Annotated in this window: 20 protein-coding genes; 3 read left to right on the top strand and 17 right to left on the bottom strand. The window is 60.2% G+C overall.

Annotated elements, in window-relative coordinates:
* Positions 1–27: 27 nt before the first annotated feature.
* The 14 genes from J2Y56_RS04780 to J2Y56_RS04845 form a co-directional block, all read right to left on the bottom strand.
* On the bottom strand, positions 28–1275 hold the full coding sequence (locus J2Y56_RS04780) for an NAD(P)/FAD-dependent oxidoreductase (RefSeq protein ID WP_007942246.1): 1248 nt from the start codon (positions 1273–1275) through the stop codon (positions 28–30).
* Positions 1262–2422 carry a hypothetical protein gene (locus J2Y56_RS04785; RefSeq protein ID WP_007942248.1) on the bottom strand — a complete coding sequence of 387 codons (1161 nt, stop codon included), beginning with the start codon at positions 2420–2422 and terminating at the stop codon, positions 1262–1264. Before J2Y56_RS04785 ends, J2Y56_RS04780 begins: the two co-directional genes overlap by 14 nt.
* Positions 2419–4761, bottom strand: a complete 2343-nt coding sequence (locus J2Y56_RS04790) for an MMPL family transporter (protein ID WP_310348940.1) — start codon at positions 4759–4761, stop codon at positions 2419–2421. Before J2Y56_RS04790 ends, J2Y56_RS04785 begins: the two co-directional genes overlap by 4 nt.
* Complete coding sequence (locus tag J2Y56_RS04795; RefSeq protein WP_310348942.1) at positions 4745–5485, bottom strand: outer membrane lipoprotein carrier protein LolA; 741 nt, start codon at positions 5483–5485, stop codon at positions 4745–4747. The genes J2Y56_RS04790 and J2Y56_RS04795 overlap by 17 nt, the downstream gene beginning before the upstream one ends.
* On the bottom strand, positions 5482–5907 hold the full coding sequence (locus tag J2Y56_RS04800; protein WP_310335941.1) for an acyl-CoA thioesterase: 426 nt from the start codon (positions 5905–5907) through the stop codon (positions 5482–5484). The genes J2Y56_RS04795 and J2Y56_RS04800 overlap by 4 nt, the downstream gene beginning before the upstream one ends.
* Positions 5900–7444: a histidine ammonia-lyase gene (hutH, locus tag J2Y56_RS04805; RefSeq protein ID WP_007947140.1), complete on the bottom strand. Its 1545-nt coding sequence runs from the start codon at positions 7442–7444 to the stop codon at positions 5900–5902. The genes J2Y56_RS04800 and hutH overlap by 8 nt, the downstream gene beginning before the upstream one ends.
* Positions 7425–8372 carry a glycosyl transferase gene (locus tag J2Y56_RS04810; protein WP_007947139.1) on the bottom strand — a complete coding sequence of 316 codons (948 nt, stop codon included), beginning with the start codon at positions 8370–8372 and terminating at the stop codon, positions 7425–7427. Before J2Y56_RS04810 ends, hutH begins: the two co-directional genes overlap by 20 nt.
* Entirely contained in the window at positions 8369–9103 is a 735-nt protein-coding gene (locus J2Y56_RS04815) for a glycosyltransferase family 2 protein (protein WP_007947138.1), read from the bottom strand. Before J2Y56_RS04815 ends, J2Y56_RS04810 begins: the two co-directional genes overlap by 4 nt.
* Positions 9104–9266: 163 nt before the next feature.
* Positions 9267–10946 carry an AMP-binding protein gene (locus J2Y56_RS04820; RefSeq protein WP_310348944.1) on the bottom strand — a complete coding sequence of 560 codons (1680 nt, stop codon included), beginning with the start codon at positions 10944–10946 and terminating at the stop codon, positions 9267–9269.
* A complete protein-coding gene (locus tag J2Y56_RS04825) occupies positions 10943–11488 on the bottom strand; it encodes a hypothetical protein (protein ID WP_310348947.1) in 546 nt (181 codons plus the stop codon). The genes J2Y56_RS04820 and J2Y56_RS04825 overlap by 4 nt, the downstream gene beginning before the upstream one ends.
* Positions 11485–11739, bottom strand: coding sequence for an acyl carrier protein (locus J2Y56_RS04830; protein ID WP_007947135.1), 255 nt, complete (start codon positions 11737–11739; stop codon positions 11485–11487). The genes J2Y56_RS04825 and J2Y56_RS04830 overlap by 4 nt, the downstream gene beginning before the upstream one ends.
* Positions 11740–11748: 9 nt before the next feature.
* Entirely contained in the window at positions 11749–12024 is a 276-nt protein-coding gene (locus J2Y56_RS04835; RefSeq protein ID WP_007947134.1) for a phosphopantetheine-binding protein, read from the bottom strand.
* The gene (locus tag J2Y56_RS04840; protein ID WP_150778957.1) at positions 12002–12814 is read right to left on the bottom strand and encodes a 1-acyl-sn-glycerol-3-phosphate acyltransferase; all 813 of its coding nucleotides are present in this window, start codon (positions 12812–12814) and stop codon (positions 12002–12004) included. The genes J2Y56_RS04835 and J2Y56_RS04840 overlap by 23 nt, the downstream gene beginning before the upstream one ends.
* On the bottom strand, positions 12790–13515 hold the full coding sequence (locus J2Y56_RS04845) for a beta-ketoacyl synthase chain length factor (protein WP_310348953.1): 726 nt from the start codon (positions 13513–13515) through the stop codon (positions 12790–12792). Before J2Y56_RS04845 ends, J2Y56_RS04840 begins: the two co-directional genes overlap by 25 nt.
* Before the next feature lie 355 nt (positions 13516–13870).
* Between J2Y56_RS04845 and J2Y56_RS04850 the strand changes: the two genes are divergently transcribed.
* Positions 13871–14641 carry a ParA family protein gene (locus J2Y56_RS04850; protein ID WP_007947131.1) on the top strand — a complete coding sequence of 257 codons (771 nt, stop codon included), beginning with the start codon at positions 13871–13873 and terminating at the stop codon, positions 14639–14641.
* Positions 14642–14771: 130 nt separating this feature from the next.
* On the opposite strand, the gene trxC is transcribed toward J2Y56_RS04850, so the two are convergent.
* Complete coding sequence (gene trxC / locus J2Y56_RS04855) at positions 14772–15206, bottom strand: thioredoxin TrxC (RefSeq protein WP_310348956.1); 435 nt, start codon at positions 15204–15206, stop codon at positions 14772–14774.
* Between the two features lie 269 nt (positions 15207–15475).
* Here trxC and J2Y56_RS04860 point away from each other — a divergent pair, with 269 nt between their 5' ends.
* Together J2Y56_RS04860 and J2Y56_RS04865 are read left to right on the top strand one after the other, a co-directional pair.
* Positions 15476–15745 carry an AbrB/MazE/SpoVT family DNA-binding domain-containing protein gene (locus tag J2Y56_RS04860; protein WP_007947129.1) on the top strand — a complete coding sequence of 90 codons (270 nt, stop codon included), beginning with the start codon at positions 15476–15478 and terminating at the stop codon, positions 15743–15745.
* Entirely contained in the window at positions 15745–16107 is a 363-nt protein-coding gene (locus J2Y56_RS04865; RefSeq protein ID WP_310348959.1) for a type II toxin-antitoxin system PemK/MazF family toxin, read from the top strand. The genes J2Y56_RS04860 and J2Y56_RS04865 overlap by 1 nt, the downstream gene beginning before the upstream one ends.
* A 6-nt stretch (positions 16108–16113) precedes the next feature.
* On the opposite strand, the gene selO is transcribed toward J2Y56_RS04865, so the two are convergent.
* Both selO and mscK read right to left on the bottom strand, forming a co-directional pair.
* Positions 16114–17577 carry a protein adenylyltransferase SelO gene (selO, locus tag J2Y56_RS04870; protein ID WP_310348962.1) on the bottom strand — a complete coding sequence of 488 codons (1464 nt, stop codon included), beginning with the start codon at positions 17575–17577 and terminating at the stop codon, positions 16114–16116.
* 48 nt (positions 17578–17625) lie between these two features.
* Positions 17626–20976 (bottom strand): mechanosensitive channel MscK, encoded by a 3351-nt coding sequence (gene mscK, locus J2Y56_RS04875; RefSeq protein ID WP_310348965.1) that lies wholly within the window; start codon positions 20974–20976, stop codon positions 17626–17628.
* Between the last annotated feature and the right edge of the window lie 148 nt (positions 20977–21124).

A 21124-nucleotide genomic window follows, 5' to 3' on the forward strand; every position in this document is an offset into this window, starting at 1 on the left:
TGCGCCGCAAACAGGCGGTTCTGTCATTCATGTGACATCTCTAGCGCAGAGTTCTGACAACATCCGTAGCCGGCGCTTGGGTTCACTGACGAACGGGTTGCGCTCGTCCCAGGCATAACCGGCGAGAATCGCACTGATCATGCGGCGGATGTCCGGTGAGCCGCCTGGATGGTAGATCACATCCTGGAAAGTCCCGGCGTACCAGCCTTCGACGTAGCAACGGAAGGTGTCGACGCCACGTTTGAGCGGTTCGGCGAACTCGGTCTGCCAGTCGACGCTTTCCCCTTGCAGTTGGCGATGCAACACGCCAGCGGCCATGCTCGCCGAACGCATGGCGATGGTCACGCCGGAGGAGAACACCGGGTCGAGGAATTCTGCGGCGTTGCCGAGCAGCGCAAAGCCCGGACCGTGCAAGGTTTTGACGTTGGCCGAGTAGCCGCCGATGGTCCGTGCGGGAGTGTCCCACACGGCGTTTTTCAGGACCCCAGCCAGGCTTGGGGTTTCAGTGATGAAGCCGCGCAGGCATTCGTCCAGATTTTCCATGCGGCCTTCGAAATGTTCGGCGGCCGCGACTACGCCCACCGAGCAACGACCGTTGCTGAACGGGATTGTCCAGAACCAGATGTCGCGGTGGATCGGATGGGTGGTGATGAGAATTTTTTCCCGTTCGAAAGCCGGACTGTCGATGTGGTCTTCGATGTGGGTAAACACGGCTTGGCGCACCGGAAAGTTCGAGGGCGCTTCAAGGTCCAGCAAACGCGGCAACACACGACCGTAGCCGCTGGCATCCAACACGAAATCCGCTTCGACGCGGTACTGGCTGCCGTCTTCGCGCAGCACGTCGAGTTGCGGTTTCGGCAAGTCGAAATCGACGCTGACGATGGCTTCGCCGTAACGAACCTCCACGCCTTGCAGCGCGGCCTGATCGGCCAGTAACTTGTCGAAATCGGCGCGCTGTACCTGGAAAGTGGTCGGCTTGCCGTGGCTGAAGGTGTCGCCGAAATCAAAGGCGCTGTACTGCTCACCCCAGGCGAATGCGGCGCCGTTCTTGAGCTGGAAACCGGCAGCATTCACGGCATCGAGCATGCCGGCTTCTTCGACGAAATCCAGGCAATGCGACAACAGGCTTTCGCCGATGGAAAAGCGTGGGAAGTGCTGGCGCTCGATTATCAGCACATCGTGACCGTTGCGTTTAAGCAGCGCGGCAGCGATGGAACCCGAGGGACCCGCGCCGATGACGACGACTTGTCGCCGTTGCATTTCAACTGTTGGCACGAGGGCTCCTTGCCGGGGCGGCGATGTTCAAAGGGGGAGTGTGCATGCCGGCCAGTGCCGGCAGTAAGGTCGCGATCAAGCCCATCACCATCAGCGCAAAGTACAACGCCGGGCTGATGAGCTGGAGTTGCAGCAGCAGGTTGAGAAAAACGATCTCACTCAAGCCACGAATATTCAGCAGCAGGCTTTCCCGCCAGCGGTTGGCGCCTTCAAAGGAGGCACCGGCCCAGCCGAGACCCAACCAGTTGCCCAGCAATTTGCTGGCAATCGGCAACAGCAGCAGGGCGCCCAGTTGTAGCCAGCTCAGGCTGGTGATGGCGGCGTGGACGTTGATCTGTACGATGCCGAACGTGAGGATCAGCGGAATGGCGATCCAGGTTTGCAAACGGCTCATCCACACGGCGGGGATTGGCCATACCAACGGCACTTTCAACGCCGCCATGCACAGCAGATAGCCGATGCCGAAAATCAGCGCATTGAGCTTGAAGTGCTCGGCGATCACCAGCAGTGCAAAGAAGCAGCCGCTGTGCAGCAACGCCTGACGCAAACCGAGCAGACGCAGCAGCACCGGCAGACAAGCACCGGCCAATGGCAGCAGCAGGCTGCTTACGTGCAGGCTGCCCTGAGCGAGTCCGAACAGCGTCCAGCACGCCAGGTCGATGAGGATCGCGGTCTGCACCAGGCGCCGGGTGGCATCGGGCGGGTAATTGATGTGCCGCAGGTACAAATACAACACCGGGATCGCGGTGATGGCGAATACCAGACCCACTGCCAATGAACTGATCCACGGCTGTGGGGGGAGCAACCAGACCGCCGTCGCCAGCCCGCCCGCGAACGGAATGCAAAAACTCGGCAGGGCGATTTTCAGGCTCTGACGATCCAGCCGCAGGTCGATCACGTCGCTGAGAATGTGCCCCAGCAGCAGGGCAAAACTCAGGCTGTAGAGATTTTTCAGCCAGGTCGGCGAGATCAGTTCAGCGCCGCTGAGCTGCCAACCGGGCTCGATCCAGAAGTACATCAACAGCGGCAGGCCGAAGGTTGCCAACAACAGTTGGCTGACGATGGGGATCAGACCGAAATGACGGCCGACTCGGGTGGCCACGGCGAACAATGCGAGGGCCATCAGCCAGAACAGGGTGATCATCATGTTGCCGACTCCGCGACCGGAACACTGTGGATATGTCGTCCCGCCCACGGCGCCAGGATGAAACTGAAGGCCAGGCCCAGACTCACCGACAGTCCAAAATTGCTCACGGCCGGTGTGCTGGACACCGCGAGCAGACCGAACGACAGCCAGGTGGTCAGCGCCGCCAGCAAGGTGCCCAGCAGGCTCACGGCCGCGCCGCCGACCTGTTCGCGCATGAGGATCGCGTAATCGACGCTGATCGCCGTCACCAGCAGCAAGCCAAACAGGCTGAACAGCGTCAGTGGCTGCCCCAGCCAGCCGAGACTGGCCAGGCTGCACAGCGCGGCGAGCAATGGCAGGGCGACGATGCGCAGCGCGCCACCGAGACCGAATGGCAGCATCAACACCAGTACGATCAACGCGCAGGAGGCCAGTTTGAGTTCCGCTGCGCTGATCTGTGTTGCGGCGAAAACGCTGTTCAATTCACCGAGCCGGTCGACCAGTTCAACGCCTGGCAAATCCAACGCCTGAACGTGTAACAGGGCAGGGTCGTTCAGGCCTTGCAGGCTGACTATCGCTGCTACGTCACCGTCATCGGTCGGCCCCAGCCACAGTGGGCGAAAGGGTTCAGCCAGTGGGCCGATCAGCGCGGTGTCGATATCTTCAGCGGGCAATGCCTGCAACTGCGTCAACTCTGCGTGCAACGCTTCTGTCGGTACGCCGACGTCGAGCAGCGGTTGCCAGAACTGCGGCAGCTTGCTCAACCCTTCACGCACTTGTTGCTGGTCACTCGGCTGGCTGACCAGTTGATTGAGCGACAGATAACCCTGAAGTTTGTCCAGATTGACCAATTGATCCAGGCGCTCGCTCAACGCGGTCTGACGCTGCAGCAACTCCGGCTGATTCGCGCCGCGCACCAGGAAAAACTGGCTGGTCGGTTGAAAGCCGGTGATGTTCGCAATCGTCCGGGCTTCGTCTGTCAGTTGCTGCGGTGCACCGATCCACTGGCGAATATCGTTTTTGCTTTCGAGTTGCAGCAGGCCGCCCACGCAGAAGGCAATCAGCAGTGCCAGCAATACCGGCGTATTGAAATGTTTGAGCACTGCCTCACGCAGACTCAGCAACGATTCACAGACGCGCAGCGGCCATTGCGCCGGACGGATATCCACACCCTTGAGCAATGCCGGCAGCAGGCAGACGGCGGACAGATACGCACCGAGCAAACCGGCGGCGGAGAACACGGCGATTTGTGTCAGGGCCGGGAACGGTGTCCACGCCAGTGCCAGGTAACCGATGCAACTGGTGATCAGGCTCAACGTCAGGCCCGGCAGTGTCAGCCGCAATGCCGGCCAGCTGTGCCAGGGTTTCAGGCTCCAGCTTTTCGACAGGTAATGCAGCGGATAGTCGACGGCCACGCCGATCAGGCTGGAGCCGAGCACGAGCGTCATCACATGCATATGGCCGAACAGCGCCACGCAGGCCACCGCGCCAAACAGCATACCCACCAGTACCGGAACGAACGCGAGCAAAACCCGCCAGCGCCGAAAGACCAGCAACAGCAAGGCCAGAATGCCCAGCGTGGCGCCGCCACCGACCCACGTCATCTCGCGGGAGGCTTGTTGCTGACCGCTGGCGGCGTAGAGTAATCCGCTGGCAGCGAGCAGTTGTACGTCAGACTGAGTCGCTTGTTCACGGCTTTGTTCAAGCAGGTCGGCCACTTGCAGCGGCAGGCTCATGTCAAACGCATTGCCGGTGGTTTTTGCTCGCAGCAGCACCCAGCTCTTGCCGTCGGCATCGGCGATCAACGCACCGCTCCCGATGTCCAGTTGTACGGTGCCGCGTTGTGGCTGGCTGTTCTGGATGCGCCCGGTCAGGCCCAGCCAGTCATCCTGGCTCGGCACCAGGCTGAACCCGGTAAACGGGTCGAACAGTGCCTCTACCCGCTGCTGGATGAAGGCGTCGGGGTGTTGGATCAGTTGCTGGCGATCCGCCTCGGACAACATCGCCACTCGGCCTTGCAGCAGTTGTTTGCGCAATGCAGGCAAGTCCGCTTGCAGGGTCCACTGGACCTTTTCGAACAAACCGCTGGCCTGCCATTGTTCGCCGAGTTTCTGCGCCATGGCGATGGCTGGCTCGCGATCCTTGTGGCCGACCAGCACCAGCATTTCGCGGTTCAGCGGTTCTTGCATGCGTTGTTCGGCGCGCAGTTCCAGCGCGTCCGGTGCCGTGCCCGGCACCAGTTCCATCAGGTTGGCTGACAGCGGTGCGCCATGGCGCCATTGCCAACCGGCGAGCGCGATCACTGCCAGCAGCAGGATCAGGAACAGCCATGGCAGCCTGCGTTCACTCGGCAAAGTCATGTTGCTCCGCAGTGCTCAACGGTTGGGCGCTGGTGCTGTCCTGCATGCGTAAAAGCGTGCTATCGCCTTGGGTTTCCAGCAACTCGATGGTGCTCACCAGTTCGCCACCGGTGATGTTGATCTGGGTGAATACCTGCTTGAGCAACAGCGAATGCGGAATCAGCTTCAGTTTCCAGTTCTGTGCATCACCACTCAAGGAGAGCTCGAAGTCACGCTGCAAACCGCTGCTGTCGCCTTGCAGAACGGCGAGGAACAGGCGGTTCTGCTCGGCGCCTGCACTTTTGTTCGGTAGCGTCTGCCAGCCATTGGCATCACGTCGGGCGATGCCTTTGGCGGTAATTCGGTAATCTTGGTGCAACGGAGTTCTCAGCAGCCACAGCAGGCCGTGATTTTTCGCGAGCACGAACGTGCCCTTGCTGGTCAGCGGCTGGGGCAGGGCGCGCAGGTGTTTTTCCTGGACGAAGTTGCCATGGATCACTTCCGGTTTGGCCAGTTGATCGCTCAGTTGTTGCAGATCGAAAGCCTGTGCCAACGAAGAAAACCCCAAAGCCACCACCAACAGGTAGCAGCTGCCGAGCCCGCGAGGCTGCGTCCGGCGGCGAAGCCGTCGTAAAACCTGAGCATGCGGTGCATCAGACGAAACGCCGGGCGTCTGCTGCGCCCGAGCGCGGACCGGCCGACGCAGGCTTCGCCAGCTGCTACAGAGGATTGTGAGCGGGTTCATGCGAGCGTCCTTTCGACGGCGTCGGTAAAGACCTTCGGTGAGGCCAGCTGCATTTCGCGGCTGGTCATGTCGACGGCGACCTGTACGGAGCTGGCTCGAGTGAGGCGTTCGCCGGTTTCCAGGTCACTGATCAGGTAGTTGATCTTCAACCGGTTCTCCCACTCCACCAGATTCGCCCGCACGTTCAATTTCTGGCCGAACACCGCGCCGCGTACGTACCGCAGTTGCAAGTCGATCACCGGCCAGGCGTAACCCGACTCGGACATCGCCATGTAGTTGTGGCCGATCTTGTCCAGCAGCGCACAGCGGGCGATTTCCAGATACTTCACGTAATGGCCGTGCCAGACCACGTGCATGGTGTCGACGTCAAAGAACGGCACGAGGATTTCCGTATCGGTGTGAAGCACTCCCTTGCTACGCATGCAGCCTCCAGTGTTGCTCGGCAATTCGTTTCAGGCACAGGCGCAATTCGCCTTCCAGAGCGCGGTCTTCGATGACTGGCGGGAAATCCCTGGCCAGCTCTTTGTGCATGGCGGCCAGGGCCGGCGGCAATGGCCGTGCATCCTCGGCCTTGCTGCGCAGCCATACGCCTTGGTTGGCGGCCAGCAGGGTCGCGGCGGCGACCTGTTCGGTCAGTTCCAGCACGCGAATCGCATCGCGGGCGGCGATGGTGCCCATGCTCACTTTGTCCTGATTGTGGCACTCGGTGGAACGCGAGAACACGCTGGCCGGCATGGTGTTTTTCAGTGCTTCGGCGGTCCAGGCACTGGTGCCGATCTGCACGGCTTTGAAGCCGTGGTTGAGCATCGCCCGGTCAGCGCTGGCGCCGGACAAATTGCTCGGCAAGCCATGGTTGTAACGCTCGTCCACCAGCAGGGCGAGTTGACGGTCCAGCAGGTCGGCGACGTTGGCCACCAGGTTCTTCAGGCTGTCCATGGCGAATGCGATGTGGCCGCCGTAGAAGTGCCCGCCGTGCAGCACGCGTTCAGCTTCGGCGTCGATGATCGGATTGTCGTTGGCGCTGTTGAGTTCAATCTCGATGAACGAACGCAGCCAATTGAGGCTGTCGGCCAACACACCGAGAACGTGGGGGGCGCAACGCAAGGAATAGCGATCCTGCAGACGGTGCAGAGGCGCGGTCGGCGCGTCGATTGCCAGATCCTTGCGCAGCCATGCGGCGACTTGCATCTGCCCTGGGTGTGGTTTGGCGGCGAACAAGCGTTCGTCGAAGTGTTCAGGATTGCCCTGCAAAGCCACCACGTTCAGCGCCGTGATGCGCGTGGCCAGTTGCAGCAGGTAATCGGCGCGGGCGAAGGCCAGGCAGGCAAGACCGGTCATCACCGCTGTACCGTTCATCAAGGCGAGCGCTTCTTTCGGGCGCAACACCAGCGGCTGCCAGCCGAGTTCACGGTGGACGTCGGCAGCGTGTCGGCGCTCGCCACGGAACATCACTTCACGCTCGCCGGACAGCGTCGCGGCAACGTAGGACAACGGCGTCAGATCACCGCTGGCACCCACCGAGCCTTCTTCCGGGATCAGCGGCAGGATGTCGTGTTCGAGGAACGCTTGCAGGCGCTCCAGCAGCTCCACGCGCACTCCGGACACGCCATGACACAACGACTGCAAGCGCGCGGCGAGTACCGCGCGAGTGGCCTGTTCATCGAGCAATTTGCCCAGGCCGCAGCCGTGGAAGGTGTACAGATGACGAGGCAACGCCTCGACGTGATGCAGCGGCACCGCGACCACGCAGGAGTCGCCATAACCGGTGGTCACGCCATAAATTACGCCTTCCTTGTCCAGCAAGGAGTCGAGGAATCGCGCGCCCTTGGCAATACGCTCGCGGTACGCGGAATCGCCCTGCAACTGCGTCGGCACCTGACGGTTGGCCAAGGCCAGTACGTCTTCAATGCGCAATGGGAGTTCGCCGAAGGTTACCGGCTCATGCGTTGGCGTCGTCATCGGTCTTCCAGAAAGGGTAAAAGTTGAACCATTGTTGGGGCGCTTCCAGGCAATAGTGACCCAGGCGCTCGGCGTAGCGGGCCGCCCACTGATGAATGACCTGTTCGCGGTCGCTGCGTTTCCACACGACGGCCTCGGCAAACGGTTCGAGGGTCACGCGATATTGCCCCGTCGGTTTCTTCAGGCACATCAACAGATTGACCGGGCATTTCAGCAAACCGGCCAGCAACCACGGCCCTTGAGGGAACGCAGCCGGATGACCGAGAAAATCCACGGTGACGCTGCGTCCGCCGTGCAGCGGTACGCGGTCGCCGGCAATCGCCAGCCATTCGCCGCGCTCAAGGCGCTCATGCAATTGCAGCATGATGACCGGGTCCAGCTCGCTGACCTGGATCAGCCGCAGATTGGTCGCGCCGGCTTCCCCCAGCAAGCGGTTGAACTGCTCGGCGTGCTTGGTATGGACCAGCACGTTCATCGTGACTTTTTCGCCGATTTCCGCCAGTGCGCGGCAGACCTCAAGATTGCCCAGATGCGCGCCCACGAGCATCTGTCCGCGGCTGCCACGCAGTTGATTGCGCAGCAGCGCCGGGTCGATGATTTCAATCTGGTCGATGCTCAGCTTGCCGTTCCACACGTCGAGCTTGTCGAGCATGGAGTCGGCGAACGCCATGAATTGGCCGAACACGCGCCAATGGGTCGGGCGCAACTCAGGGCGAGCGCTCCAGTCGGCTAGACGTTGCTGGTATTGCCAGGCGGCTTGGCGAGCGCTGCGCCCGAACAGGAAAAAGTACAGGACGATGCCGTACAGCAGCGGGCTCAACAGTCGCCGCCCCAATACTTTGGCGCCGAACGCAGTGAGCTTCATCAGCCAGAAACTGCCCCGCTCCTGGCGGTCGGCCCAGTGCTTTCTGTCTACGTCACTGCTCATGCTCGCCACCGTCGCCAGAGGATCACCGGTGCCCGCAACAACATGCCGAAAAACAGCCGTGTATGCATGCTGGATATCAGTACATTGTCGTGAAGCAGGCGAAAGTGCGAGACGCCATCGAGCGGGTAATGAACCCGGGTCGGCAACCATTGCATCGCCTGGTTACGCCAGGCCAGGCGCACGAGGATGTCCGAATCGAAGTCCATGCGCTTGCCGATTTTCGCCGAATCGATCAGCGCGAGGGTGGGTGGCAATGGGTAGACGCGAAAGCCGCACATGGAGTCGCGAATCTGCAAGGACAGCGTGTTGATCCAGACCATCACGTGCGTCAGGTAGCGGGCGTACAGGCGACCTTTAGGCACACTGGCGTCGAATTGCGGGTAACCACAGATCATCGAATCCGGGTGGGCGCGTGATTGTTCAATGAACAGCGGCACGTCTTGAAGGTCGTGCTGACCGTCGGCGTCCACTTGCAACGCGTGGCTGAAACCCAGGCGTGAAGCTTCGCGCAGGCCGGTCATCACGGCACCGCCCTTGCCCTGGTTGGTGGCGAGGCGGATCAGGTTGACCCTTTCGCGCCGGGCCAGTTGGTCGAGCACTCTGGCACAGGGTGGATCGCTGGCATCGTCCACCAGAATGCACGGCAGGCCACTGGCGATCAGCGCATCGACCACCGTGGTGATGGCGGTTTCGTGGTTGTAGACCGGGATGATTGCGCAGGGGTTATGCATGCCGAGTCACACCTCACCCTTGTAGCAGCTGGCGAAGCCTGCGTCCGGGCGCGAAGCGGTGTTAAACCGGTATATGCGGTTTCTCGGAATATAGGTGGTGGGGTTGATGCGAGCGCTTCGCACTCGAACGCAGCCTTCGGCAGCTGCTACAGGAGACTTCAACTTATCCACAGGCTGCCTCCAGCAAAATCCGCCCACTGGAGCAGGTGGCGGTCTCATTGCGATAGGCGAAATACAATTTGCTGCGTTCCGGGTCAAAGCGCAGGTGTAGCTGGATTTCGTCACCCGGGCGTACCAGTTGCTGGAACTTCAGCACTTCCATGCCGGCGAATTTGGCCGGCAGGTCCATCAGTTGCTGGCCGAGGCTCAGCGCCCACTCCACCTGTACCACCCCGGGCAGTACCGGTGTTTGCGGGAAGTGGCCGCTGAAATAAGCGAGGTCCGGTGGGATGGCCAGTTGCAGGCTCCACTCGCCCTCGACTTCGACCTGTTCAAGCACTTCGGGTGCCTTGACGCGGGGCGCCAGCAGCAGGGCTTCGACATCCGCCTGAGGCAGTTTGCCCTGAGCGTTCAGGGGCAATTGCCGCAGCAATCGCCAGCGTCGTGGCAGGGCGAGGGCTTCGCAGTGTTGGCTCAGGTGCTGACGCAGTGCTTGCGTGAGCGTGCGTCGACCCTGATTGCGCAAGGCATGCAAACCCGATTCGCTCAGCACCAGCAGCGCACCCAGCGAGGCGCGGTTCTCCTGGACCACACCGAGGTGCGCTTGCGCGACCCAGTCATGGTCCATCAGCGCTTTTTCCAGCATGGGCAGCGAAATGCGTTTCTCTTCCAGTTTCACGATCCGGTCCAGTCGTCCCAGCAATTGGAAACGGCCGTTGGCCTCGATTCGTGCGGCATCAGCGGTGTGTTCGAGGTGGCCGGCGGGCAAGTACGCAGATTTGATCAGCAGCGCGCCGTCGCTGTCCTGGCTCAACTCGACGTCAGCAAACGGCTGCCAGAGATCGCTGCCCTGACGCCAGGCGATACCGCCGGTTTCGGAACTGCCGAAGATTTCCGTCGGCCATTGTTGCAGACGTTGGTGCAGGCGCAGCGCAGCCTCGGCGGGCAACGCGCCACCTGAGGAAAATACCCGTCGTACGGTGCTCAAGGCCGGCCAGTCGAGGTTGTCACCCATGCGCTTGAGCAGCGCCGGGCTGGCGACCCAGGCGAAGGCGGGGTGTTCACGGCTGGCGCGCTGCAAGTCCTCGGGGAACGCCAGCTGCTTGCGTACGAACGCTCGCCCGGCGCACAAGGGCCACAGCACTCGGAACAGCAGCCCATAGATGTGTTGGGTGGCGACGCTACCGATGATGCACGCCTCGCCCAGGTCGGCGCCCCAGAGCTGCTCCAGCGCTTGAACTTCATTGGCCAGTTGGCGCAGGGTTTTGTCGATACGCTTGGGGTCACCGCTGGAGCCAGAGGTGCAAAGGCTCAACTGGCAGGTGTCCAAATCCAGTACCGCACCCGCAAGAGGCGGATGACGGTAATCACTCAGATGCCTGTCATCAGCAAGATCGGTCAGCCACAGATCGACTTCGCCGGACCAGCGCTGGCGTGTCTGCGGTTGTAGATCGGCAGGCAGCAGCACGCTGACGCCGGCGCGCCAGGCACCGAGCAAGGCAATCGCCAGGTCAGAGGCGTCTTCAAGGTGCACGGCGATGCGCTGCACACCTTCGCCTTGCAAGCCAGCCGCCAGGCGCAGGGCCTGGTCGCACAGCTGTGCATGATTCATTGCCGGTTCGGCCGTTACGGCGCGCTCCGGCTGAGCCTTGAGCAATAGCTGCTCAAGCGTTATCCAATTCATGAGTGGCCTCGTACCCGTTGTCGTATCAGCCATTCAATGGCAAACAGCAGGCCCATCAATCCATAGGAAATAAGGCCGGTGTACAACATCCACCAGCTCAGCGGCGCCCACAGGGTCAGGGCAGCGGCGAGCAAGCCGTTAAAGATGAAAAACACACACCAGACAATCGTCACCTGGCGCGTATAAATAATGGCCCGGGCCGGCAAGTGCGGTTCACGCAGGCGCGCCAGGCGTTCAACCATCGGCGGGCCGAATTTGAGGCTCAGGCCAAATAGCCCAAGCATGAACGCGCTGATCAGCACCGGGTACCAGCGCAGTAACAACGGGCTGTCGAACACCGCCAGCAACAGGCAAAAAACTATCGCGCTGGTCGCCATCCACTGGCTGCCGGGACGGCGCGGACCGAGCAACGCCCGAGCCAGCCACAGGCTGCCCAACAGCAGGCCGAACTGCCATGGAGCAAAATGTTCCATGCCGAAATACACCGCGAAGGGGTACAACAGGCCCGCGAGCAGCAGGCCAAGGCCGATCAGTCGGCTCATGCGGCGGGTTGAACCAGGCGATAGACCGCCTCGACCACGTCGCTGACAGTACGCACCGATTTGAATTCTTCGGCGGCGATTTTCTTGCCGGTCTGGCGCTTGATGTGATCGATCAGGTCGACGGCGTCGATACTGTCGATTTCCAGATCCTGATACAGGTTCGATTCAAGGCTGACGCGTGCCGGGTCCAGCTCGAAGAGTTCGACCAAGGCATCGCGCAGGGTGTTGAAAATGTCGTCACGAGTTTGCATGGTCCGGTCTCAAGCTGCCTGTTTTGCAGTGACGAACGCCGCAAGGCTCGCCACGTTGGTGAAGTGATTGCGGGTGTCTTTGGCATCGGCGTCGATTTTGATGCCGTATTTTTTCTGGATTGCCAGGCCGAGCTCCAGAGCGTCCACCGAATCCAGACCCAGGCCTTCGCCGAACAGCGCCTGATCATTGTCGATGTCGTCGGCACTGATGTCTTCGAGGCCGAGGGCATCGATGATCAGTTCTTTGATTTCCAGTACCAGGCTATTCGTGTGCAGATCGCTCATCTTCGGCGAGCTCCTTAATAAAGTATGTATGCAAATAATCGTTGAGCTTGCGCGAAGCCTGGGGGGGCGGGCCACACGCGGCGAAAGTCTGTGGGTCTATATCGGCCCCGACGCGGAAACTGAAGTGTACGCGGCGTTTCGGGATCCGATACCAGGGCTCGGCCTTGGTCAATGTCGTCGGGCTGACCTTGATGATTACCGGCGTGAGGATTTTCGCACCGCGCAGGGCAATTGCCGCGCCCCCCCGATGAAAGGCCGGCGCCTCGCCAGGCTGAGTGCGCGTGCCTTCGGGGAAAATGATCAAGGTTTGACCGCTTTTCAGCGCGTCGGCAGCCGCGTCGAGCATGTCCATGCTGCCGTCGTTGCTGATGTATTCGGTGCGGCGCAGCGGGGCGCGGGTAAAGGGGTTTTCCCAGAGACTTTGTTTGACGACGCAGTTGGCGTGACGCACCAGGCCAATCAGAAACACGACATCGATCAGTGAGGGGTGATTGGCAAGGATCATTTGCCCGGGGCGCCCGAGCTTTTCCGCACCCTGGATGTCATAGGTCAGAACGCCGGTTCGGGCCATGAACCGGACAAAAAGCCAGAAGCAGCGGCTGACGGTTTGTCGGGCGCGCAGACGGTGGGTCTGGGCATCACCGGGCAGGCAATTGAGCAACGGAAAAACCACCAGCCGCAGGCACAGGCCGCCCAACCCGAACAGGGTGAAGCTTGCGGCAGTGGCCAGCAGACGCCAGTAATAGGCGTCGCGGTTTTTTCCGGTCACGGGGTGCGATGCCAGGTCCATACACGATTCTTCCAGGCATGTTGGCAGGTGGATTGCTGGCCGAGCAGGGTACGCAACAAATTCAGGGCATGGGGCCAGTGGGCGTTGGACAACCTTTGCGTCGTGCTGTTCAGGGACAGCTGCCAGTCGGTGCCAGGGGTCAGCAACAGGGCGACGGCATAGGGAAACGGTACATCGTCGATCCATGTTTCGTAGGCGCTGGGCGGCTGTTCTTCGGTGACAATCAGCAGGACGGCAGGTGCGCCTTCTTCCAGCAACGCCGCGGCCTCTAGCATGCCGTGTTCAAGCCCGTCACCGGCTGCGGCGAGGGCCGTCATTTCGCTGGTTTCGCCCCGCATGATCGACCAAAGGCCGATAACGGCGTTGTGGACGGACAGACTGAAGTGAGTCGGCGACAACGGTTGGTCGGCGGCCAGATCGCTGAGGATTTCGAAGGTGCGTGGGGTTTCGCCATGGCGGGAAATAAAGACCAGCGGTAGGTCCTGGCGGCCATCGGCCAAGGGCCAGCCGACACTGAATGCCATCCGCGCCAAACGGCTGAGTCGTCGGCGCTGCATGGCGGGCAGAAACGACACGTCGGGGGCGGCATCGCTGCTCGCAAGCACGACCGGCTGTCGGCTCCATGCCTGCCAATCGTCCACGCTTTCGAGCCCGGGAGCCCACGCGCGCCATTGGGCGATGTTGAAGTTGATCACAGACATACATCCCGCCCCCAGAGGGCTTCTTTGACGCGGTGAGCCGCAAAGACAGCGACAGACCTTACGTGACGCGTAGCGCCGAGTGGCGCGCATTATCCCGGTGCTACGGGTGCGTAGCAAATGCTGGTTACATTTTGTGCAGTGAAATGTACCGTCCGGTTCGGCAAAAGGTATCGATTAGCCATTATCCACACCGTGAAGTTCATGGCTGTCGGCCTTTGCTCGAATCAATGGAGGTAATTGCTGTTTTTTCGTGAGGAGATTGGATTTGACCGTGTAGTCCGTTCTGCCGAGGTAGCTAAGCGATGCGCTGGAACACTACACTCGGTCATTCTTTGATACACGGAGAGGTTTTGACATGCGGCGCGTGGTGTTTAATCAAAAAGGTGGCGTGGGTAAATCCAGTATTGCCTGCAATCTTGCGGCGGTCAGCGCCAGTCAGGGCTATCGCACCTTATTGGTGGATCTCGATGCCCAGGCCAACTCCACTCAATACCTGACAGGCCTCACCGGCAGTGACATCCCGATGGGCATCGCCGATTTCTTCAAGCAAACCCTGTCCTCCGGGCCGTTTTCGAAAAAAAACCAGGTCGACATCTACGAAACACCCTTCGACAACCTGCACGTGGTCACCGCCACCGCCGAGTTGGCTGATTTGCAGCCCAAGCTTGAGGCTAAACACAAGATCAACAAGCTGCGTAAATTGCTTGAGGAGCTGGGGGAAGATTACGACCGGATCTACCTGGATACACCGCCCGCGCTGAACTTCTATGCGGTATCAGCGTTGATTGCCGCCGATCGTGTGCTGATCCCCTTCGACTGCGACAGCTTTTCGCGTCAGGCCTTGTACGGCTTGCTGGCGGAAATCGAAGAACTCAAGGAAGACCACAACGAAGGCCTGGAAGTCGAAGGAATCGTGGTCAACCAGTTCCAGGCCCGCGCCAGCCTGCCCCAGCAGATTCTCGACGAATTGATTGCCGAAGGTTTGCCGGTATTGCCGGTGTACCTGGCCAGTTCAGTGCGTATGCGTGAATCCCACCAGGCCAACACGCCACTGATCCACCTCGACCCCCGGCACAAGCTGACCCAGCAATTCGTCGAGCTGCACAAACTGCTGGAAAGTGCCTGATTCTTGCTTACACCACCGAACACCTGTGGGAGCGAGCCTGCTCGCGATAGCGGAGTGTCAGTCGACTAAAATTTTGACTGTTACCCCGCCATCGCGAGCAGGCTCGCTCCCACAGTGGGTAATGCGCTGCTTAAATCCCATGACTACGCAACCAGCTCATCAACTGCGGCAGCGGAAACGCCCCGCTCTGGCGCGCCACTTCCCCGCCATTCTTGAACAGAATCAGACTCGGAATCGAGCGAATCCCCAACTGCGCCGACAGCTGCTGGTTCGCCTCGCTGTCGAGTTTCGCCAACCGGCACTTGCCCGCCAACTGACCGGCCGCCTGCTCGAACACCGGCGCAAAAGACTTGCACGGCCCACACCAATCCGCCCACACATCCACCAGCAACGGCAGATCGCCTTTGATCTGGCTGGCGTAATCGCCTTGCTTCAATTCAAACGGTTTGCTCAGTAAAACCTCGGCCTTGCAGCGACCACATTTTGGATGGTCGTTGAGGCGCTCGGCGGGGATGCGGTTGAGACCGTTGCAGTGGGGGCAGGGGATGAGGAGTGGGGTGGTCATTGGAGATCCAAAAAGTTGAGCAGTCAGACATGCTGATTTGGAGTCGGGGTCAGAACTTATCAAGTCAGTAGGATAAGAAGGCACGCTCACTACTGTCGCAACTGCTCACAGTTTTGAGATTTGTAGTCCTGGAGCGTTGGCTACGCTGGAGGCACTCAACATTCACTCTGTCGTTTTCCGAGGAGGTCGCTCTGCTTTCATTCGCGTGCTACGTTTGTTGCACTAATCGAGAGATCGATATCTTCCACTTGCCGGATAGGAGTTCTCCCATGTCCGTGACTTCCAAAATCCGCCGTCAAGGTGGTGCCGCAGTAATTACGCTTCCGCCTACCTTGTTGAAGCTCCTGCACCTGGAAGTTGGGGCGCAGTTGGAGCTGAACGTGGTTGATGGTGAGTTGATTGCTCGCCCCGTTGCACCGACTCCTCGTAAACGCTACAGCTTGACCGAGTTGCTTGAAGGTTCCGAAGAAATGGCTGAACTGAATGCGCAAACAGCGTCTGCACGTGAAGGTAATCCAGTTGGTCGGGAGTTAGGTTAATGGTCCGTCGACAAGCCCCGCAGCGAGGCGACGTCTATTGGGTTGACCCAAATCCGGTTGCGGGGCGAGAAATGATGAATCGGCACCGCTTCGTGGTGATTACACCAAGGGAGATCAATGCATTGGGTGTCAGCATGACCGTCCCTGTCACCAGTGGCGGCAACTTCAGTCGAAACTCGGGACTTGCGGTTGTCGTTTCCGGTCATGACACGACGGGTGTCGCGGTGTGTAATCAGGTACGCAGTTTTGATATTGAACAGCGCGTCCGTGACGGCTCTGCCAAGTTTATCGAGCGTCTTGATGACGTGACGATGGCCGACATCGTTGCTCGAGTCGTCAGTGCCATCGATCCGCTGGAATAACCTTCCTCAAGACGAACAACTAATCTCCAAATGCTTCCCCCACTCCGGCGGCCGCTCGGCGTAAGTGTCCATCCCCGGCTGTTCCTCAAACGGATTGCTCAACACCGCATGCAACCGGCGAACCTCTGAGTAGTCGCCGCTCTCAGCCGCATCGATAGCCTTTTGCGCCAGGTAATTGCGCAGGATGTACAGCGGATTGACCGCGTGCATTCGCGTTCGGCGCTGTTGCTGATCAACCACGCCTTCGCGAGCCACCCGGGCGACGTAAAGCTCGCCCCAGGCATCGAAGCCCTTGATGTCGACGAAGTCATCGCGCAAGCGGGCGACGGCCTGTTCAGGCGACTCATCCCCAAGTCGACGGAAGAACAGGCTGTAATCGACGCCACTGTTCTGCATCAGTTGCAGCAGGTGTTCCAGCATTTTTTGGTCATCGTCTTCAGCGGTGGTGAAACCGAGGCGGCGGCGCATCAGGTCCAGGTAATGGGCCTGGTACAGCGGCAGGTACAGCCCGAGGGTTTCGCGCAGGGCTTCGACGCTGATGAATGGCGTCAGAGCCTGGGCCAGGGCACTGAGGTTCCACTGGCCGATCGGCACCTGGTTGCTGAAGGAGTACCGGCCCTGATCGTCGGAGTGGTTGCAGATGAAGTGGGCGTCGAAGTCGTCGAGGAAGGCGAACGGGCCGAAGTCGAAGGTGATGCCCAGGATCGACATGTTGTCGGAGTTCATCACCCCGTGGCAGAAGCCATACGCCTGCCATTTGGCAATCAGCTCGGCGTTGCGCTCGACGATTTCACGGAACATCGCCAGATACGGTTCCGGTTGTTCCAGGCATTCGGGGAAATGCATGGCCAGCACGTGGTCGCCGAGTTCTTTCTGCTTCTCGGGACGTTTGGTGTAGTAGAAATATTCGAAATGCCCGAAGCGCACATGGCTGGGTGCCAGGCGCAGGACCATTGCCGCGCGTTCCTGCTTCTCGCGCCACACTGGCGTGTCGGAGCCGATCACGCACAGGGCGCGGGTGGTCGGGATGTTTAGTGCATGCAGGGCCTCAGAGGCAAGGAATTCGCGGATCGAGGAGCGCAAGACCGCACGGCCATCGCCCATGCGCGAAAACGGAGTTTGCCCGGCACCCTTGAGGTGCAAGTCCCAATGCTCTCCGGCCTCGTTGTAGACCTCGCCCAGCAATAAACCGCGGCCGTCGCCCAGTTGAGGGTTGTAGGAGCCGAACTGATGCCCGGAATAGACCATCGCCCGTGGCACCGCGTCGGCCCAGAGCTTATGGCCGCTGAACAGCTCGGCGAACTCCGGGGTTTGGGCTACGGCCGGGTCCAGATCCAGCAGCTTCATGGCCGCAGGACTGGCCACCACCAAGCGCGGGTTATCGATGGGCTCGGGCAGCACATGGGCGGAAAACGTATCGCCCAGGCGGGCAAAACGATTATCGAAGGTCAGTTCGTCGAGGGCTTTCAACGGCCATCTCCAGCAGAATGTCCGAGCATTCTGCTAGGGATAGAGCGGTTAGTCGAGCGTGGCGGCTGGCGGTTCTTGCAGCGGTTTACCATCCGCCATCGGCACGATGGTTTTGTTTTCCGGTTCGACCGGCACCAATTTGTATTCCTGGCCGTGAAGGTTCTTGAGGTAGACCTCCATCTGCCGGAACGAGATGTTGATGTGCTGCTTCTTGAACTCGTGGTTGATGAAGCGGTTGACCTCATCGAGCACCGGGTTTCGGTCGCCAAGGTCGCGCACGTGCATGCGTAACTCGTGGTCGAGGGTGCTTTCACCGAAATTAAGGAAGTACACGTGCGGTTCCGGGTCCTTGAGCACGCGCGGGTTGTCCCGGGCGGCCTTGAGCAGCAGCTCTTTGACCAGGTCGAGGTCCGAGCCGTAGTCGACGCCGAGCTTGAGCGTGACCCGGGTGATGGTGTCGGTCAGGGACCAGTTGATCAGTTGCCCGGTAATGAACGTCTTGTTCGGGACAATGATGTCCTTGCGGTCGAAGTCGGTGATGGTCGTGGCGCGGATGCGGATCTTGCTGACCGTGCCGGACAGGTTGCCGATGGTGATGGTGTCGCCGATCCGCACCGGGCGTTCGAACAGAATCATGATGCCGGAGATGAAGTTCGCAAAGATCTCCTGCATCCCGAAACCCAGGCCGACCGAGAGCGCTGCCACCAGCCATTGCAGCTTGTCCCAGCTCACGCCGAGCGTGGATAGGGTCGTGACGAAACCGACCCCGGCAATCACGTAAGACAGCAGCGTGGTCGTGGCGTAGGCGCTGCCCTGCGCCAGATTGAGCTTGGACAACACGAACACTTCCAACAGGCCTGGCAAGTTGCGGGCGAGGGCGAAAGTGATACCGATGATGATCAGCGCACCCAGCATGTCGCCGATGCTGATCGGCACCATGCTCATGGTTGCGCCCGTACCGCTGGTGTATTCGTAGAGGGTGATGTTGTCCAGGTACGAGAACACCGAAATCAGATCGGACCAGGCCCAGTACAGTGCGCCCATGAAAGCGCCGAGCAGCGCCAGACGGATCAGGCGCAGGGATTGTTCGTTGACCTTTTCGATGTCCAGCGTCGGTTCTTCGATCACGGCGTCGCCGTCACCGGCCTCTTTGGCTGCCTGACGTTTGGTCAGGGCTCGCTGGTACGCCAGGCGGCGCGCCGCAACGCTGAGCCCGCGGACAAAAGTGGCTTCGATCACCAGCCAGAACATCAGCAGGTAAAGGGTATTGATCAGTCGGTCGGTGAGCTTGAGTGCGGTGTAGTAGTAGCCGAAGCACACCGCCACGAACAATGCGATCGGCAGGGCGGTAAACAGGATCCCCACCAATTTGCGAAATAGCGAAGCGTTCTCGTGTGTCGGGCTACGCATCAACAAGCGGCTGAGCAGCCAGGCCATCAAAGCGTAGCAGGCCAACACCACGGGCATGCCGAGTACATCATCGGCCAGGGTCGCCGGTTGCAGCTCGGCGACGGCCACCACCGCCACCAGCGCCATCACCACCAGGCCGAGTCGACGGATCCAGCCCTGCAGGAATTCGACCTGAGGTTTTTCCCAACGGAAATGCAGTTCGGCCACGCCACCCGGCGCGAGGATCCGGTAGGCGGTGTAGAACACCAGCCACGCCTGAGCCATTTGCAGCAACGCGGCGCCCATGTTGGCGTTCTGCCCGCGGGCGTCGATCTGCAAGGCGAGACCACACAAGGCCAGGCCCAGCGCGACCGGCAGCGCCAGCAAAATATTGACCAGAATGGCCTGCGGCGTATGCCACTGGCTGTCGCGCTTGAAGTGGCCGATATCCTTGTGAACTTTGTTCAGTTGGGCGTACAGGCTTTTGCGTCGCCACAACAAAACACCAATCAGCAGCACCAACGGCAGAAACAACAGGGGCCGTTGAATCAGACCGTCGCTCAACTCACTCAGGCTGGAGAACCACGGCAAGGTCGTGATCTGGCGCTGCAAGCGTTCCGGTACCGCGCGTATCCATTCCATGTCCAGCGGCTTATTGCTGGGAATCCAGAACATTTGTTCGTCGAGGGTCGCGCGCAGGCTTTGCGCGGTGCTCAGCAGTTGTTTCTGATTGAGTTGCAGGGTGATGGATTCGTTGAGCACGGCGCTCAATTCGCGATTCAGCCGCTCCAGCAGGTCGGCGCGGGTCGTGGCCAGTTCCAGCAGGCTCTTGCGCAGTTGCGGGGTGACTTGTTCCGGTGGTTGAGTCGACAACAGGTTGTCAACGTAGCTGGCCGGGTTGCTCAGCAGTTCGCGTTGTTGGTTGACGTCAAACTGATACAGACGAATGTCGGCGATCTGGTCCGCCAGGTTGCGGTCCAGCCTTAAACGCGGCAGGGACTGTTTCTGTTTATAGAGAATCTTGGAGAGCAACAAGCTGCCCTTGAGCACGTTGATTTGCTCGTCCAGCGCCGAATCGCTCTGGGTGACGTTGTCCAGTTGCTGCTTGGTCAGCAGGTTTTGCTGAGTGACTTCGTTGAGGCGGTCCGTGCTTTTGAGCAAGTAGTCGGAAAGCTTCAGGTTGGCTGCACTTTCGGTGGCCAACAGGCTGCTGCTGCCGGATTTCTGCGCCTCGATGGATTGCTGGGTCACCGTCTCTTGGGACTGGGCCAGGCGCTTCTGGTTGATCAGGGTTTGCAGCTCCTGGATTTCCTGATCCAGGCGATCGGATTTTTCCGAGAGCAAATCGTGCTGGCTGTTGCCTAGATCCTGCAGCTGATTGTTGCCGGCCAATTCCTGGCGACGCAGGGGAATCAATGCGTTCAGGGCGGCGAGTTCGGCATTGAGCAAATCGCGCTGTTCGCCGTTCAAGGTTTTGCCGGCATCTTTGCCGGTCTTGAGGATGTTGTTGATTTGTTGAATGCGCGTCTGGCTGGCCGAAATTTCGGCCTGGGCACGCTCGGGGCGGGTCTGAGCAGTGATCACCAGGGTGTTGGCGTCGGTCAAGGCCCTTTGCAGGTCGCTTTGCTGGGTCGAGCGCTCGGTGAGCATTTGCTCGAGTTGCGGGATCGACAGGTTGGCGTAGCGTTGGGTCACCGGCTGCGTTTTGGTGCCCTTCAGGCGCGCCAGTTCACGCTGATTCTCGATAATTTGTTTTGGCGCGGCGGCCAGTTGCTGTTTGACATCGGCCAGTTTCTGCTCGTAGTCACGCTGGTTGTTGAGCTGGGTCAGCGTGTTTTGCAGAACGGCTTGCAGGGCTTTCTGATCGGCTTCTGGCAGTTTGCGGTCGGCGATCTTGTCCAGGCTTGCCTGTACGGCTTCGCTGGACGGCGGCTCGGCCGCTTGCAGCGTGCCAATGGAGAGGCTCAGGCCCAGCAGGGCCATGATGAAAAAGGTGCGCAGGGTTGACATAGAGACCGATCAAAACAAGACGAAGAATTGGGGGCGTGGTTTGGGTTTAAAAAAACCCGGGTTTAAAATGAAAAACCCCCCCCCCGTTTTTGGACAAAAACCCCCCCCCGCCCCCGACCAACGGGGGGAAATCCCCCCCCAAGGGCCA

It is taken from the genome of Pseudomonas sp. BE134, from assembly GCF_031456105.1.
Taxonomy (GTDB): domain Bacteria; phylum Pseudomonadota; class Gammaproteobacteria; order Pseudomonadales; family Pseudomonadaceae; genus Aquipseudomonas.